Below are 14,647 nucleotides of genomic sequence, written 5' to 3'. Positions count from 1 at the left end.
ATGACGGAAAGCAACAAGACTGAAGCCGCCCGGGTCCCGACGAACCGTGACCGGGCTTTTGCCCGGCAGTTCGCGCTGCTCGGTCTCTACGAGTGGCTGGTCAATCCGCTCAGCTCGCCTGAAGCGCTCGCTCTGATTGTTCCCTCCCTGATCAACCAGGAGGACACCGAAGCGGGCGACCTGACGCCTGAGGAATTTGATCACTGCGATCAGGAGCTCTTCCGCGCTCTGCTGACCGAAGCGATCACGAACCGCGAAGAGCTCGAAGCCGAGTTCTCCCAGTACCTCAACCGTCCGCTGAAGCAGGTGAGCACGGTGGAGCATGCGATTCTGCTGCTCGGCACGACCGAACTCCGCTATCACCCCGAAACCGCGTACCTCGTGATTCTTGATCAGATGGTTGAGCTCGCGAAGCGCTTCGGTTCGGCTGAAGGCGGCTACAAGTTCGTGAACGGCGTGCTCGACAAGGTCGCGCGCGATCTGCGTCCGGAAGAAACGGCCCGCGGCCGGGCTGCCTGACCGGATGTCTGAAAGACCGGACGGAAGTTCTTCCGTCCGGATCCAGCAGTATGGAATGAGGCGTATCAATGGCGGAGCGTAGCGGCGAATTTTCGATTATTGACCGGTTCTTTTCTTCTGGTTCTGCGGCGGGGCCCTGGTTCTGCAAGGGAATTGGGGATGACTGCGCGATTATCGATTTCGGCGACAGCCGGATCGCTGTCACGATTGACATGCTGGCGATGGGAACGCATTTCCTCCCGGACGCTGATCCGCGGAATGTCGGCTACAAAACGCTTGCCGTGAATCTTTCGGATCTTGCGGCCGCCGGCGCGACACCCCGGGCCTTTTTCCTCTCTATCGGTCTTCCCGATAAAAATGACGCATGGATTGAAGCCTTTTCCGAGGGGCTGATGGAGCTGGCGAAAGAAGCCGGCTGTGCGCTGCTTGGAGGCGATACGGTCCGTACGCCGAAGAATCCCGTGACGGGAGAACATTCTCCTGCCGTCTTTTCGATCACCGCGATGGGGGATCTTCCCCCGGGACTCGGCCTCACCAGAGCCGGCGCGAAGCCGGGAGACGATATCTGGGTGTCCGGTACGCTTGGCGACGCCTATGCCGCTCTGAAGTACCGCTGGGGCCACTGGGCCGCGGCACCTGAAGCTGTCCGGCTGATGAGCCGCCGGATGGACCGCCCAGAGCCCCGGAACGCGCTCGGCCGGGCGCTTCTGCCGCTCGCGACAGCGGCGATCGATGTCTCGGACGGATTCTCCCAGGACCTTACCCATATTCTTGAACGCTCCCACGTCCGCGCCCGCGTGAGCTGGGACGACGTGCCGAGGTCCGAAGCCCTGATGTCACTTCCTGAAGAGGAGCAGCGTGAGGCTGCGCTTTCGGGGGGCGACGATTACGAATTGATTTTCACGGCTCCTCCGTCGCTCAGAAAGGCGGTGTTCGAGGCCGGCATTGCGGCGGATACCCTTGTCACCCGTGTGGGCGAAATTCTGCCTTCTGACGGTGACGGCACGTCGCTTACGGTCTATGACGCAAAGGGTGCCGCTGTCATTCTGAAGAACGGCGGATTCGATCACTTTGCCTGACAGCAGCCCCTTGCGATCCCCGGAGGATGACTGACGATGCTTGAAAAATACTCTTCCTCCAACCCTGCCTACCGGCTGAGGCCGGGGTTCCGCTTTGCCTTTTCGGCGCCATCACACGCGATCGCGCTCTTTTTCGGCGCGGGATGCCTGAGACCGGGGCCCGGCACCTGGGGGTCGCTTGCCGCGGCACTCGTTTTCCTTTTCTTTGAAACGCTGATTCCGGCTTCACTGCTCTGGGTTCCTGGTGTGCTCGCCTTTCTGATCGGCGTCTGGGCCGCTGGCCGCACCGGGGATGATCTTGGCGTTCAGGATGCGGGCGCCATCGTGATTGATGAGGTGGCAGCCGTGTGGCTGCTGCTCGCGGTGATTCCGCCGGGTCTCCTCACGGCGGCCGCGGGATTCGCCGCTTTCCGTGTTTTTGACATTATTAAGCTCCCGCCCGCGTCGATCGTTGACCGGAAGCTGCATACGGGGTTCGGCGTCATGCTGGATGACCTCTTCGCGGCGCTCTGGGCGTGGGCGGCTCTTTGGGCAATTGCCCGTCTGACGGGACTCGCTCTCGTCTGAGATTCCGATATAGGAGATAAAAAGAATGGAAGAAAAAAGCATTGAGTCTCTCGCTGAAGAGCTGGGGCGCGCGGCGCTCAAACACGGTGCCCGTATCGCAACGGCGGAATCCTGCACGGCGGGCGGCATTTCTTACGCCATTACATCCGTTCCCGGTTCGAGCGGCTGGTTTGACCGTGGCTTTGTCACTTATACCGAACGCTCAAAGATCGAAATGCTGGGGGTTCCGATGGGCGTGATCCGTTCCCGCGGCGTGGTTTCTGAAGATGTGGCCGCCGCGATGGCGCAGGGCGCGCTTGACCGGTCTGACGCGGCCTATACCGTGGCCGTCACCGGAATTGCCGGTCCGGACGGTGCGGAACCCGATAAGCCGGTCGGCACGGTGTGCTTCGGTTTTGCGGAAAGAACGGCTTCTGGTATTGTGATTGAATCCGAAACGTGCCATTTCACGGGGGACCGTGCTGCGGTGAGAGAGAGTACTGTGAGACAGGCTCTTGCCGGGCTCCTTAAACGGATTAATGAAACTTCACTCTGAAGGACACATAATCTGCGTTATTCTCCCTGATAACGCAGGAATTTAAAAAAGAACTCAACCTTTTATGACAGCGATAATCAGTTTGCTGGTGCTCTGCGCACTCATTATCCTCAACGGCTTTTTCACCATGAGTGAGACGGCCCTGATTGCCTGCCGCCGTGCCAGGCTTCAGCCGAGCGCGGATGATGGTGACGGAGTGGCGAAGAAGATTCTCTGCATGATGGATAATCCGACTGCCGCGCTGTCCACGATTCAGATCGGCATCACGATCATCGGCCTCGTGTCCGGTATGATCGGCGAGACGGCGCTCGCCGGCCCGATCAGCACGGCGCTTGAATACCTCGGAGTGCCTTCCGCGGTGGCAACCGGCCTTGCCCTCTTCCTCGCCGTGATGCTGATTACCTACTTCTCGATCGTGATGGGCGAGCTCTTCCCGAAGCGTCTGGGTCAGATTTCTCCTGAGGACACGTCCCGCAAAGTGGTGCGGCCGCTTGAGTTCCTGTCCTTCATCATGAAGCCGTTTGTGAATCTCCTCACCTGGTCCACGAACGTGATGCTCACGAAAGTGCTGAAAGGAAACGTCATCGGACCGCAGGTGACGGAAGAGGAAATCCACGCGATGATCGAAGAAGGGAGTGAGTCAGGCGTCATTGATCCTCAGGAACGCGATATGGTGAAGAACGTGTTCCGCCTCGATGACCGTCAGATCAGCTCTCTCATGACTCCGAGAAGCGAAATCGAGTGGATCAACCTCGACGATCCGCAGCAGGTGAAGATCGATAAGATTCTGAACTCGCACCGCTCGAGGCTCGTGGTCGCGGATGGATCGCTTGATACGGTAAAGGGCATCTGCTCGACCCCGATGCTGATGAAGCAGATTCTTCACACCGGGCAGCCCGACTTCAACAGCGCGCTGACGCCTGTCACCTATGTGCCGGAGACACTCACCGGCATGGAGCTCCTCGATCACTTCAGAAAGACCGATACGCCGCTCTCTGTCGTTGTGAATGAGTACGGCGAAGTGCAGGGCATTGTGACGCCGCGCGACGTGCTGGAAGCGATCGCGGGGCAGTTCAAGCCCGAGAACACCGGGGATCAGTGGGCGATCCGCCGTTCGGATGGATCCTGGCTTCTTGACGGCATCATTTCGACTCCTGACCTGAAGGACCGGCTTGGGATCCGAGAAGTGCCGGAAGAGGATGAGGATCGCTACAGCACGCTTTCCGGCATGGTGATGCTGCTGCTCGGCCGCGTGCCGCGTGAAGGCGACTCGGTCGACTGGGCGGACTGGAAGTTTGAGGTGGTCGATATGGACGGACGCCGCATCGATAAGGTGCTCGCGATTCCGCTCTCAGGCGCCAAAAAAACGGAGGAGCCCGAAGGCTCCTCCGCTTCCTGAAGAAAATCAGTCATCAGGCCTTGAGAGAGGCCTGGGCTGCCCGGATCGCGTCCCGGGTTTCAATCGCTTTCGCGCGGGCGGCGTCAGCGAAGTCAGGACCGTTCCCTGCGTAAATCACGGCCCGGCTTGAATTGATCACCATGCCCCAGCCGGACGATGTGACGCCGGCGCGGACCGCGGCGTTGATATCGCCGCCCTGGGCTCCGATCCCCGGAACGAGGAACGGCAGCTTCGGAGCGAGACGCCGCACCGCAGCGAGCTCCCCGGGGAATGTCGCACCGACCACCAGTCCCATTTCTCCATTCGTGTTCCAGCGTTCAGAGGCATTCGCGGCCACGTGCTCGAACACCTTGCGTTCTCCCGCCTGCAGCATCTCAATATCCGCACCGCCGGGGTTCGACGTGCGGCAGAGAAGGAAGACGCCTTTGTCCTCATACTCGAGGTACGGCTCTACGGTATCAAAGCCCATGTAGGGGGAAAGCGTGACCGCGTCCGCCCCGTACACTTCGAACGCTTCGACCGCGTAAGCCCGGGCAGTTGAGCCGATATCGCCGCGCTTCGCGTCGAGAATCACCGGGATCCCCGGGTGACGCTCGTGAATGTACGCGGTGAGACGCTCCAGCGCGTCAAGCTCCCGCATGGCGGCGAAGTAAGCGAACTGCGGCTTGAAAGCGCAGACCGTGTCCGCTGTCGCGTCGATGATGTCGCGGCAGAAGTCGTACACCGGGACAGCGGCGCCGGATGCGGTCTTCGGTAGTCTCGCGGGATTCGGGTCAAGACCGACGCAGAGCATGGTGTCCGACCCGGTCCAGCGGGCCTCAAGCTGATCAATGAATTTCATGTCGTCAAGTTCGGATGAATCAGAAAAATTACCTTATGTTACCTCGACGCGAGGCAGATTCTTCCGGATCGTGGGATATTTAAGTCATTGCGCCGGAATTCCCATCGGCGCGGACTCAAGGAGAAAAGAAGAATGAAACGTCGACAGATGCTTGCGGCGATCGCTGCCGCGGCGGCCGCTCCCGCAGCCCTCGCGGCTGAAGCCTCAGGTGCTCCGAAGAAAGTCTGGCCGAAAGTGCCCGAAGGCTGGTATGGGGAAGGGATGTACCAGGATCTCGCGAAGGACGGCACCGGAGTGACTGCGCCTGGAACCGAAGGACTGCCCACCGCCTACATCGCTTTCGACCCGCAGTGCCCGTGGTGCGAGAAGCTCCATCGCGCGGCAACGCCTCTCTACAGCAAGGTGCGCATCATCTGGTGCCCGGTCGCGGTGCTGAATATCAATTCCGAGCCGCAGGGCTCCATGATTCTCTCGGCTTCTGACCCCTGGAAGAAATTCCTCGAGCATGAGGACCACTTCCATGACGCCGCGTTCCGCGGCCTGCCCGTTGATCAGAAAGAGGTGTGGAAGCTGCCGGAAAAGATCCGCGCGAAGGTCTGGACAAACTCCAAGATCGTCCGCCGGAACGGTACCCGCACGATCCCGTTCGGCGTTTTCCGGACCGCGAAGGGTGAGTACCGCGCGATTTACTCCGGCATGACGACGGATGATCTGAAGAAGGTCTTTGATCTCTGAGAGCACGGCGGGGTGTCTTTATCGAGATGCCCCCTTCCGGTAATCTCACATCAGACAGAAAACGGCCCCGGAGCGTGAGCTCCGGGGCCGGTCTTATTCTCTCAGAACTTCAAGAGTGGGTCTGGGCAGACCAGATTACATCATGCCGCCCATTCCGCCCATGCCGCCAGCCGGCGGGAGCGGCTTCTCTTCCGGAAGCTCAGCGACCATGCAGTCGGTCGTGAGGATCAGGGAAGCAACAGAAGCAGCGTTCTGCAGAGCGGTGCGGGTCACCTTGGTCGGGTCGAGCACGCCCATTTCGATCATGTCGCCGTAGACACCGGTCTGAGCGTTGTAGCCGAAGCTCGCGTTGCCGTCAGCAACCTTGTTCACCACGACAGAGGGTTCGTCGCCAGCGTTCTTCACGATCTGACGGAGCGGCTCTTCCATGGCACGCAGCACGATCTTGATACCGGCGTTCTGCTCGTCGTTGTCACCCTTCAGGTCCTTGGCGATAGCCTGCTTCGCACGGATCAGAGCGACACCGCCGCCAGCCACAACGCCTTCTTCAACAGCGGCGCGGGTAGCGTGCAGAGCGTCTTCAACACGGGCCTTCTTTTCCTTCATTTCGACTTCGGTGGCAGCACCGACGCGGATCAGAGCGACACCGCCGGCGAGCTTGGCGACACGTTCCTGGAGCTTCTCACGGTCGTACTCGGAGGTAGCGGCTTCGATCTGGATGCGGATGTTCTTCACGCGGGCAGCGATCTGCTCAGCATCACCAGCGCCGTCGATGATCGTGGTGTTTTCCTTGCTGATCTCAACCTTCTTCGCGGTACCAAGCTGCTGGAGCGTGGTCTTGTCGAGCTGCAGGCCGAGGTCAGAGGAGATCACCTGACCGCCGGTCAGGATGGCGATGTCTTCAAGCATGGCCTTGCGGCGATCGCCGAAGCCCGGAGCCTTGACAGCGGCAACCTTCAGCACGCCGCGGAGGGAGTTCACCACGAGGGTGGCGAGGGCTTCACCGTCGACGTCTTCAGCGACGATCACGAGCGGACGACCGGACTTGGCAACCTGCTCGAGAACCGGCAGAAGCTCACGGATGTTGCTGATCTTCTTGTCGTGAATCAGGATGTAGGGGTTCTCGAAGAGAACAACCTGCTTGTCCGGATTGTTGATGAAGTAGGGGCTCAGGTAGCCGCGGTCGAACTGCATGCCTTCGACGACGTCGAGCTCGTTCTTCAGGGACTTGCCGTCTTCAACGGTGATCACGCCTTCCTTGCCGACCTTGTCCATCGCGTCAGCGATGATCTGGCCGATTTCTTCATCAGAGTTGGCGGAAATGGCGCCGACCTGGGCGATTTCCTTCGACGTGGTGGTCGGACGGGAAATATCCTTCAGGGCTTCGATGGCAGCGGCGACAGCCTTGTCGATGCCGCGCTTCAGATCCATCGGGTTCATGCCGGCGGCAACGTACTTCATGCCTTCGTCGACGATCGCCTGGGCGAGAACCGTAGCGGTGGTGGTGCCGTCACCGGCGTTGTCGGAAGTCTTGGAGGCCACTTCCTTCACCATCTGGGCGCCCATATTCTCGAACTTGTCCTTCAGTTCGATTTCCTTGGCGACAGAGACGCCGTCCTTCGTGACGGTCGGGCCGCCGAAGGAGCGCTCGAGAACAACGTTGCGGCCCTTCGGTCCGAGGGTCACCTTAACGGCGTTCGCGAGAGTGTTGATACCCTGAACCATCAGGGTGCGGGCGTCATTGCCGAACAAAACCTGTTTTGCCATGTCTTAAATTCTCCAAAATCACTTATCAATGGGGGCTGAATCAGGCGAGGACGCCCATGATGTCGTCTTCACGCATCACCAGGAACTCGTCGCCTTCGATCTTGACGGCCTGGCCGGAGTACTTTCCAAACAGAACCTTGTCGCCGACCTTGACCCCCATCGGGATCAGCTTGCCCTGATCGTCACGGCGGCCGGGGCCGACTGCGATCACTTCGCCCTGGTCGGGCTTGTCGCCGGCGGATTCAGGGATCACGATGCCGGAAGAAGTGGTGCGCTCAGCGGCGAGGCGCTTGACAATCACACGGTCGTGCAAAGGACGGATTTCCATTTTTCAATCTCCACAGTGCTTCTTAATATGAGGGAGAGACCGGAAGGACTCTCCATAAGCAGAAAAATCAAAAGCAGGGCGCAGCATTCCCCGGAGGGGGGCTCCCGCCTCTGCCTTATCCTCTATATGGGGGGAACGGGGCCCTTTTTCAAGGGGCGGCCTTAAACTGAAAAGAAACGCCTGCGGCGCGATAGACTCTCTGGAGCGGCGAAAGCCTTATTTATTCATGAAGATAGCGTATTTGTGTCTATTTGTAACTCTTCTGTTTCCGGCCTGCGCCGCCCAGGCGTCAGACGGGCTGCCGCCCGAAGTGAATGAGGCTCTCTCCTCGACAGGAATCAGCGCCTCATCGCTCTCTGTCACCCTTACACCGGTATACGGGGAAGGGCGGGCCGCGATCCGCTGGGAGGGGAGTGTTCCCCGGAGTCCAGCCTCTGTGATGAAGACCGTCACCGCCGCGGCCGCTATGGATCTGCTCGGGGCAGGGAAGGTCTGGAAAACCGAGTTTCTGTCGGCGTCGCTTCCGACGGGAGGAACCGTTCCCGCGCTTTATATCCGGGCGTCCGGCGCTCCGTGGCTCCCCGCCTCCCGGTTCCGTGAGGCGCTCATGGCTCTCCGCGCGGTTGGCGTCAGCACGATCACGGGCCCCGTGGTGCTGGATTCCTCGGTTTTTGCGGAACCCGAAGCAGACCCCGCGGAGTTTGACGGGCACCCGGACCGTCCCTATAACCAAGGGCACGATCCTCTGGGACTCGCGCTTCAGTCCGTGACTTTCAGCTTCGTGCCGCTTCCAGGCGAGAGCGCTGCGGCGGTGCTGCATGATCCGGATCTCGCCGGTTACAGCTTTCCGCTTCGCGTGCCGCTTTCCTACGCGGAAAGTGTCTGCCCCCCGAACCTGACCGCGACACTCCGCCCGGAAACCGAACCCGGCCGGATTTCCTTCCGCGGCAGCTACCCGATGGCGTGCGGTGAAGGTTCGTGGAGCGCCGTGCCGTGGCCCGTGGTGGGAGGAGCGGCGATCTTTGATGAAGAGGCCATGCGGGCCGGATGGACCGCGCTCGGCGGCGTCTGGACCGGAAAGTGGATGAAGGGGAAGGCACCTGATGGCGCGCAGGTGCTCTACACGCTGACTTCAAAGCCTCTCAGCCTCATGATCCGGGATATGAATAAGAATTCCATCAATCCGATCGCGAGGAACCTCTTCCTCGGAATTTCGGCGGGAACACCGGGCGGCGCGACGAGGCTTGCCTCGAGAAACGCCGTGACCCAATGGATGGCGTCGCAGGGCATTCCGACAGAAGGCTTCCTGATTGATAACGGCTCAGGGCTCAGCCGCACCGCGCGGATTTCGACCGACCAGCTGACCGGCGTGCTGCTGGCCGCCGGGAAAAAGCCCTGGAGCCCGGAATTCATGTCGTCGCTTCCGATCGCCGGGGTCGACGGCACCATGAAGCGCCGGGGGCTTGAAGAGGGCGGCGCGCACATCAAGACCGGATACATCCGGGGCGTGAGGTCGGTCGCGGGATACGTGAGGTCGGCGTCCGGGACGCTTTACGCTGTGAGCGCGATCGTGAATGACCCGAACGCGCTCGGCGCGAAGCCGGTGCTTGACGCGGTGCTGAATTACGCCGCCTCCGACGGAGCGGCCGAGGCTAGTTCGCCCCTTCCTTCAGCGCGCTGAGCAGCGTGTCTTTGGTGAGGAGCTCGGGGAGCACCTTCACGGCCCCCGACTTCGAAATCACGATGTAGAGCGGCACGCCGTTATGACGGTAGCGCGCGAGTTCCGCGGAAATCGCCGGGTCCTTGTTGGTCCAGTCGGCGAGGAACCGGGCGTAGCCGAGATTCCGGGCGGCGGATTCCACGTCTTCGGTGTCAATTACCGCTTTCTTATTCACCTGACACGTCACGCACCAGGCGGCGGTGAAGTCGATGAAAACCGGCTTTCCGGAGTTGCGGGCGGCCTGCACGGCTTCAGGAGACCACGCCTGCCACGCGGTGCCTTCAAGGCTCATGGCAGCCGGCGCGAACTGGCCGACGCCGATATAGAGCACGAGGGCTGCGGCGGCGGCCGCCGGGAAACTTGCCGGATAAAGGCCGCCGAAAGGCTTCAGGCGCTGTCCCCGGCCGATAAGCCAGAGCGACACGGCGGCAAGAACCAGAATACCGGCCACGATCATGAGACCGTTGCGGGAAAGCTGCTGCGACAGCACCCAGAGCAGCCAGACCGCGGCGAGGCCGACCGGGATCGCCATCACTTTCTTCAGCGTCTCCATCCAGGCCCCGGGTTTCGGGAGCCACTTCACCCAGCCAGGGAAGATGGTGAGGAGGAGCCACGGAAGCGCCATGCCAAACCCCAGCGCGAGAAACACTGTGACCGCGATGGCAGCGGGCTGCGAGAGCGCGAAGCCGAGCGCCGCACCCATGAAGGGAGCCGTACAGGGGCTCGCGACAATGACGGCGAGAATCCCGGTGAAAAAGCTTCCGAGGAGGCCGCGCGTCGGTGTTTTGAGGGCGAGGTTGCCGCCCGCGCGGCTGCCGAGCGTGAATTCGAACACACCCGCGAGATTCATCGTGATCGCGAGGAAGAGGAGCGCGAGGATGAGAACGATCACCGGGTTCTGAAGCTGAAAGCCCCAGCCAAGCGACGCCCCTGCGGCCTGAAGCGCGATCAGGGTTCCGGAAAGCGCTCCCATGGTGAGGAGGACGCCCGCGGTAAAGGCGAGACCGTGCCGGATAAGCCGGCCGTCATTTGAGGCTCCGATGAGGTCCAGCATCTTAAGGGAGAGCACCGGAAAGACGCAGGGCATCAGGTTAAGGATCAGACCGCCGAGCGCCGCAAAAAGCACGGCGGTGAGAAAGGTGAGCTGCTTCAGTCCGCCATCCGGGGTTCCGGTTCCACCTGAAGTGACCGCGGCGGCTGCGGCTGCCGGTACAGAGCCTGACTCCGGGGTGACAGTAAGCTGATACGTGGCTCCGCCGTTTTTCTTTCCGCCGTCAACGAGAAGCAGTCCATCCACAAGCCCAAACTTCGATCCGGGCTGAACCGAAACGGTATAGGCGCGGGCAGTCGCGTCTCCCTGATGGATAGCGGGACCGGCATCCGGCTTGAAAACCGTGCCGGGCGCATCCGGGAAGAAGGTGATATCAACATGGTGCCCCGGCACCGAGATCAGAACCCGGGAGCCGTTTTTAACAGCCCGGATGTCTTTCGGCGCAGGATCCGGTACCTGAGATGCGGCGGCCTCAATCAGAGGGGCCTCGGGAGACGCGGCGGCAGATGATGCTACCGGGATCTTTGTTTCCAGAGTGGCATCCCCCGGCACGCACTGCTCCTTGCAGGCGACCCAGGAAACGTGCACCCGGACGAGAGCCGTGCCGGAGGCGTTCTGAGGGACAGAAGCCGTGAAGGGGTAGAGGGCCTTTCCGGAGATGCCGTAATTGGTGAGTGAAAGCGCCTGGGTTTCCGTGGGTTCAGGCCAGGCGGGACCTGTGACCTTCCAGCCTGAGGGAACCGTCCACTGGAATTCGGTCGGGGAACCGACGTCCCCCGGGTTCTTCCAGTAAGTGTGCCACCCGGCGTCATGCGTCAGCTCAACCGCGAGCTTCAGGCTTTTTCCCGGAACCGCTGCGGTCTGGGCGGTAATGAGCCGCGCCTTGACCGCTGAGCGGCCGGGGGCCAGAGGTGACGGGGCAGCGCCCGCCCCGGAGGATTGAAAGATTCCGGAGGCAGGTGACGAATCGCCGCTTCCCGTCACGAACGCGCCGGATGCCCCGGCTGTCTGAATAAGCGTGGCCGCAGCGAGGAGGCCGATGAGCAGTCGGGGGGCTTTCATGCGGGAAAAACTCCGAAGATCAGACTGCCGCGCGGAGCGACGCGAAAGCGTCGCGGGCAGCGGCGATCGTCTGATCGATCACTTCATCCGTGTGGACGATGGAAACAAAGCCGGCTTCGAAGACAGAAGGCGCGAAGTAGCAGCCCGCATCGAGCATCTGGTGGAACCAGCGGCCGAAGAGCTTGTCGTCAGACTTCATCACGTCAGCAAAGCGGTGCGGGACTTCCGGAAGGAAGTAAATACCGAACATGCCGCCGCAGTAGTCCGCCGTGAACGGAATACCGTTATCGGCAGCCGCCTTCGTGAGGCCTTCAGTGAGGCGCTTCGACGTGGCGGTGATGCGGTCGTAGAACCCCGGCTCCTGAATGAGCTGCAGGGTCTTGAGACCCGCCGTCACGGCAACAGGGTTTCCGGAAAGAGTGCCGGCCTGATAGACCGGGCCGAGCGGCGCGATCTGATTCATGATCTCGCGGCGGCCGCCGAAAGCGGAGACCGGCATGCCGCCGCCCACCACCTTGCCGAGCATCGTGAGATCCGGGGTGACGCCGTAGACCGACTGAGCGCCGCCAAGCGCCACGCGGAATCCGGTCATCACTTCGTCCACGATCATCACAGCGCCGTACTTCGTGCAGAGGTCGCGGATCGCGTGGATGAATTCCGGGGTGCCCTTCACCATATTCATATTGCCGCCGACCGCTTCAACGATCACGCCGGCAATCTGGTCACCGAGCTCCTTGAAGGTTTCCTCAAGCTGCGCGGGGTTGTTGTATTCAAGAACGATCGTGTCGTTCGTGATGCCGGCCGGAACGCCGGCAGAGCTCGGGTGACCGAACGTGAGCATTCCGGAGCCCGCCTTCACGAGAAGACGGTCGGAGTGACCGTGGTAGCAGCCCTCGAACTTGATAATCTTGTTGCGGCCCGTGTAGCCGCAGGCGAGACGGATCGCGCTCATGCCGGCTTCGGTGCCGGAGGAGACGAGACGGACGGACTCAATTGACGGAACGAGACGGCGGATTTCCTCCGCGATCTGGATCTCGAGCTCCGTCGCGGTGCCGAACGTCAGACCGGCATCGACCGCTTCGTGCACGGCGCGCAGCACTTCCGGATTCCCGTGGCCGAGGATCATCGGCCCCCAGGAGAGGATGTAGTCAGCGTAGCGCTTGCCGGTCACATCCCACATGTAGGGACCCTGGGCCCGGTTCATGAAGCGGGGGGAGCCGCCGACCGAACGGAAGGCCCGGACCGGGGAATTCACGCCGCCGGGGATGGAGATCTGTGCGCGTTCAAAGAGTTCGTCGTTGCGATTCATTGTCGTTTTGCCTTAACGGAAAATCCTGAAAGCTCTTGCCGGGAAGAGCCCCTATTTTAGTTACCCGGCTCCGCGGCCGAGAGGCCGGGAGCCGAAGGGAAATGTCAGAAAGTCTTTCCGAGAGAAAGATTGAATGAGGTGGGAGCCGGACGGCCGGTGTCGCCCGGGCAGTGGACAGCGTCGATGTCCTTGAAGCGGGGGAAGGCGGTAACGATGGAGCCCGTGAGATGGAACTCACGGCTGAAGGCCCAGGTGAAGCCCGCGCCGATCACCGGATGGATAGAGTCTTCGGACTGTCCCGTGCGCTTAAGCTTCGCGTAGCCAATGCCCGCGCCGGCGAAGAGCCGGAGGTTCTTTGTGGCGTCCGCGTGGTACTGCCCCATCAGATTCACCTGAGTCATCTTCCAGTCGTGCTGCTTCACGCCGTCCCAGGCCGTGTCGTGCTTCGAGCGGATGACACCGAGGTCAGCTGCCCAGTGACGGTCAAAGTAGTGACGGATACCGGCGTTCCAGCCGCCGTTTGACGTCATCGTCGCGCGGCCCTTGTCGCTGTCCGGGTCGCCGAGATCGTTATGGACCCAGGAGCCGCCTGCGTAGAGGAGGTTATTCCGGCCGTACCAGACGCTGCCCGGCTGCAGCGGCATTTCGTGCGTGGCGTGATCATCGAGATTAAACGTCGTGAAGAAGAAGGCGACGTTCGAGAACGGGATGTACGTCATATAGGCGCCGAAATTCCGGGTCCCGACGTTGAGCAGCGGGAGCGGGGCAGGGATCGGGAGCCAGCGGTAGTCAGCCCGGAACGTGAGACCGGCGAGGTATCCCGCGCCGACATGAAGACCGGTGCTGCCGACATTCCAGCGCGAGACCCAGCCGTAGCCCACGGAAGGCTCGAGTTCGTAGTGAGAGTCCGAGAACGCGACTGCATAGGCCAGTCGCTCGTTTCCGCGGCTGTCAACAAAGGTGCGGGCAATGCCGCCGCCCCAGGTGAGGCCGTTTTCCTGGTGTCGGTTGTTGTAGTCCCAGGCGGGGTGCTCGGTGTAAACCGGCAGCACAATCGCCGTATTGCCCTGCTTCACGATATTGGAGAAGCCCCGGCCCTGGTCGCGGAACCAGCCGCCTACGCCGTCCTCACGGCTGTCCTGAGAGACCATACCCGCGGGCGTGGTTTCATTGATAGCGGAGAGGGCGCTGGAAAGAAATCCATCGGCCCAGGCGGGCAGGGTAAATGCGGTCAGCATGGCCGCAAGTGCCAGTTTTCTTTTAAGAAGCATAGGAGAAGAAGAGAGACGCAGTTGTTTTATGAGAATAATTAGGCGTTAATGTACAACAATAGGCGCACTTTCAAAAGCGCCCGTCTTGCGGCTTCATCGTTTTCTATATATAGTGACCGCCTGCACGAAGCCGATCAGACAGTCGTGGACGGGACCTGTCCCGCCCGAGGAAAGTCCGGACTTCATAGGACACCGTAGCAGCTAACGGCTGCCCGCCGCGAGGCGAGGATTAGAGCAACAGAGACGAGCCGATCAAGTTCGGGTGAAACGGGCAATCTCTACGGGAAGCAACACTAAATAGGCAGCCGCTGACCCTGTCCGGCGAGGCTGCGGGTAAGTGGCTTGAGCCCGGTCGCGAGACCGGGTCTAGACGAATGACTGTCACCGGGGCAACCCGGGCAACAAAATCCGGCTTACCGATGGACTTCGTGCCTCCTATTCGAGAGGTCCCGGAACTGCGTTAC

Annotated in this window: 13 protein-coding genes and 1 other RNA gene; 8 read left to right on the top strand and 6 right to left on the bottom strand. The window is 61.2% G+C overall.

Annotated features, from left to right (window positions below; all coding sequences use genetic code 11):
- From nusB to M4NBBH2_RS02305, 5 genes are all read left to right on the top strand, one after another.
- A complete protein-coding gene (nusB, locus tag M4NBBH2_RS02325) occupies window positions 1-519 on the top strand; it encodes a transcription antitermination factor NusB (RefSeq protein ID WP_116269556.1) in 519 nt (172 codons plus the stop codon).
- Window positions 520-587: 68 nt separating this feature from the next.
- Window positions 588-1,598, top strand: a complete 1,011-nt coding sequence (gene thiL / locus M4NBBH2_RS02320; RefSeq protein WP_116269555.1) for a thiamine-phosphate kinase — start codon at window positions 588-590, stop codon at window positions 1,596-1,598.
- Window positions 1,599-1,634: 36 nt separating this feature from the next.
- Complete coding sequence (locus M4NBBH2_RS02315) at window positions 1,635-2,165, top strand: phosphatidylglycerophosphatase A family protein (RefSeq protein WP_116269554.1); 531 nt, start codon at window positions 1,635-1,637, stop codon at window positions 2,163-2,165.
- 25 nt (window positions 2,166-2,190) lie between these two features.
- Entirely contained in the window at window positions 2,191-2,700 is a 510-nt protein-coding gene (locus tag M4NBBH2_RS02310) for a CinA family protein (protein WP_116269553.1), read from the top strand.
- Window positions 2,701-2,764: 64 nt separating this feature from the next.
- Window positions 2,765-4,099 (top strand): hemolysin family protein, encoded by a 1,335-nt coding sequence (locus M4NBBH2_RS02305; RefSeq protein WP_116269552.1) that lies wholly within the window; start codon window positions 2,765-2,767, stop codon window positions 4,097-4,099.
- Window positions 4,100-4,112: 13 nt separating this feature from the next.
- On the opposite strand, the gene pyrF is transcribed toward M4NBBH2_RS02305, so the two are convergent.
- Complete coding sequence (pyrF, locus tag M4NBBH2_RS02300; RefSeq protein WP_116269551.1) at window positions 4,113-4,940, bottom strand: orotidine-5'-phosphate decarboxylase; 828 nt, start codon at window positions 4,938-4,940, stop codon at window positions 4,113-4,115.
- Between the two features lie 132 nt (window positions 4,941-5,072).
- Here pyrF and M4NBBH2_RS02295 point away from each other — a divergent pair, with 132 nt between their 5' ends.
- On the top strand, window positions 5,073-5,675 hold the full coding sequence (locus M4NBBH2_RS02295; protein ID WP_116269550.1) for a thioredoxin fold domain-containing protein: 603 nt from the start codon (window positions 5,073-5,075) through the stop codon (window positions 5,673-5,675).
- Between the two features lie 135 nt (window positions 5,676-5,810).
- Here the strand turns inward: M4NBBH2_RS02295 and groL are convergent, their stop codons facing one another.
- Window positions 5,811-7,442 carry a chaperonin GroEL gene (groL, locus tag M4NBBH2_RS02290; RefSeq protein ID WP_116269549.1) on the bottom strand — a complete coding sequence of 544 codons (1,632 nt, stop codon included), beginning with the start codon at window positions 7,440-7,442 and terminating at the stop codon, window positions 5,811-5,813.
- 40 nt (window positions 7,443-7,482) lie between these two features.
- Window positions 7,483-7,770, bottom strand: coding sequence for a co-chaperone GroES (locus M4NBBH2_RS02285; RefSeq protein ID WP_022444312.1), 288 nt, complete (start codon window positions 7,768-7,770; stop codon window positions 7,483-7,485).
- 226 nt (window positions 7,771-7,996) lie between these two features.
- Between M4NBBH2_RS02285 and M4NBBH2_RS02280 the strand changes: the two genes are divergently transcribed.
- Complete coding sequence (locus tag M4NBBH2_RS02280) at window positions 7,997-9,451, top strand: D-alanyl-D-alanine carboxypeptidase/D-alanyl-D-alanine-endopeptidase (RefSeq protein WP_116269548.1); 1,455 nt, start codon at window positions 7,997-7,999, stop codon at window positions 9,449-9,451.
- Here M4NBBH2_RS02280 and M4NBBH2_RS02275 read toward each other — a convergent pair.
- The 3 genes from M4NBBH2_RS02275 to M4NBBH2_RS02265 all read right to left on the bottom strand — a co-directional run bounded on the left by M4NBBH2_RS02275 (window position 9,423) and on the right by M4NBBH2_RS02265 (window position 14,150).
- Window positions 9,423-11,603: a protein-disulfide reductase DsbD family protein gene (locus tag M4NBBH2_RS02275; RefSeq protein WP_116269547.1), complete on the bottom strand. Its 2,181-nt coding sequence runs from the start codon at window positions 11,601-11,603 to the stop codon at window positions 9,423-9,425. The genes M4NBBH2_RS02280 and M4NBBH2_RS02275 overlap by 29 nt on opposite strands.
- A gap of 19 nt (window positions 11,604-11,622) precedes the next feature.
- Entirely contained in the window at window positions 11,623-12,912 is a 1,290-nt protein-coding gene (gene hemL / locus M4NBBH2_RS02270; RefSeq protein WP_116269546.1) for a glutamate-1-semialdehyde 2,1-aminomutase, read from the bottom strand.
- 104 nt (window positions 12,913-13,016) lie between these two features.
- The gene (locus tag M4NBBH2_RS02265) at window positions 13,017-14,150 is read right to left on the bottom strand and encodes an outer membrane beta-barrel protein (RefSeq protein WP_170135096.1); all 1,134 of its coding nucleotides are present in this window, start codon (window positions 14,148-14,150) and stop codon (window positions 13,017-13,019) included.
- Between the two features lie 159 nt (window positions 14,151-14,309).
- On the opposite strand from M4NBBH2_RS02265, the gene rnpB reads away from it, so the two are divergent.
- An RNA gene (rnpB, locus tag M4NBBH2_RS02260) (RNase P RNA component class A) lies at window positions 14,310-14,615 on the top strand.
- Window positions 14,616-14,647: the final 32 nt, after the last annotated feature.

This window comes from Mesosutterella multiformis (assembly GCF_003402575.1).
GTDB classification, from domain to species: Bacteria; Pseudomonadota; Gammaproteobacteria; order Burkholderiales; family Burkholderiaceae_F; genus Mesosutterella; species Mesosutterella multiformis.
The sequence above is the reverse complement of the archived record's forward strand: the minus strand, read 5'-3'. Positions and strand labels throughout refer to the sequence as shown.

What these genes read in the sequence shown, in the direction of transcription:
- pyrF (WP_116269551.1), bottom strand. Translation starts at nt 4,940, where the DNA reads ATGAAATTCATTGATCAGCTTGAGGCCCGCTGGACCGGGTCGGACACC.
- M4NBBH2_RS02305 (WP_116269552.1), top strand. Translation starts at nt 2,765, where the DNA reads ATGACAGCGATAATCAGTTTGCTGGTGCTCTGCGCACTCATTATCCTC.
- thiL (WP_116269555.1), top strand. Translation starts at nt 588, where the DNA reads ATGGCGGAGCGTAGCGGCGAATTTTCGATTATTGACCGGTTCTTTTCT.
- M4NBBH2_RS02310 (WP_116269553.1), top strand. Translation starts at nt 2,191, where the DNA reads ATGGAAGAAAAAAGCATTGAGTCTCTCGCTGAAGAGCTGGGGCGCGCG.
- M4NBBH2_RS02275 (WP_116269547.1), bottom strand. Translation starts at nt 11,603, where the DNA reads ATGAAAGCCCCCCGACTGCTCATCGGCCTCCTCGCTGCGGCCACGCTT.
- nusB (WP_116269556.1), top strand. Translation starts at nt 1, where the DNA reads ATGACGGAAAGCAACAAGACTGAAGCCGCCCGGGTCCCGACGAACCGT.
- M4NBBH2_RS02295 (WP_116269550.1), top strand. Translation starts at nt 5,073, where the DNA reads ATGAAACGTCGACAGATGCTTGCGGCGATCGCTGCCGCGGCGGCCGCT.
- hemL (WP_116269546.1), bottom strand. Translation starts at nt 12,912, where the DNA reads ATGAATCGCAACGACGAACTCTTTGAACGCGCACAGATCTCCATCCCC.
- groL (WP_116269549.1), bottom strand. Translation starts at nt 7,442, where the DNA reads ATGGCAAAACAGGTTTTGTTCGGCAATGACGCCCGCACCCTGATGGTT.
- M4NBBH2_RS02280 (WP_116269548.1), top strand. Translation starts at nt 7,997, where the DNA reads ATGAAGATAGCGTATTTGTGTCTATTTGTAACTCTTCTGTTTCCGGCC.
- M4NBBH2_RS02265 (WP_170135096.1), bottom strand. Translation starts at nt 14,150, where the DNA reads ATGCTGACCGCATTTACCCTGCCCGCCTGGGCCGATGGATTTCTTTCC.
- M4NBBH2_RS02315 (WP_116269554.1), top strand. Translation starts at nt 1,635, where the DNA reads ATGCTTGAAAAATACTCTTCCTCCAACCCTGCCTACCGGCTGAGGCCG.
- M4NBBH2_RS02285 (WP_022444312.1), bottom strand. Translation starts at nt 7,770, where the DNA reads ATGGAAATCCGTCCTTTGCACGACCGTGTGATTGTCAAGCGCCTCGCC.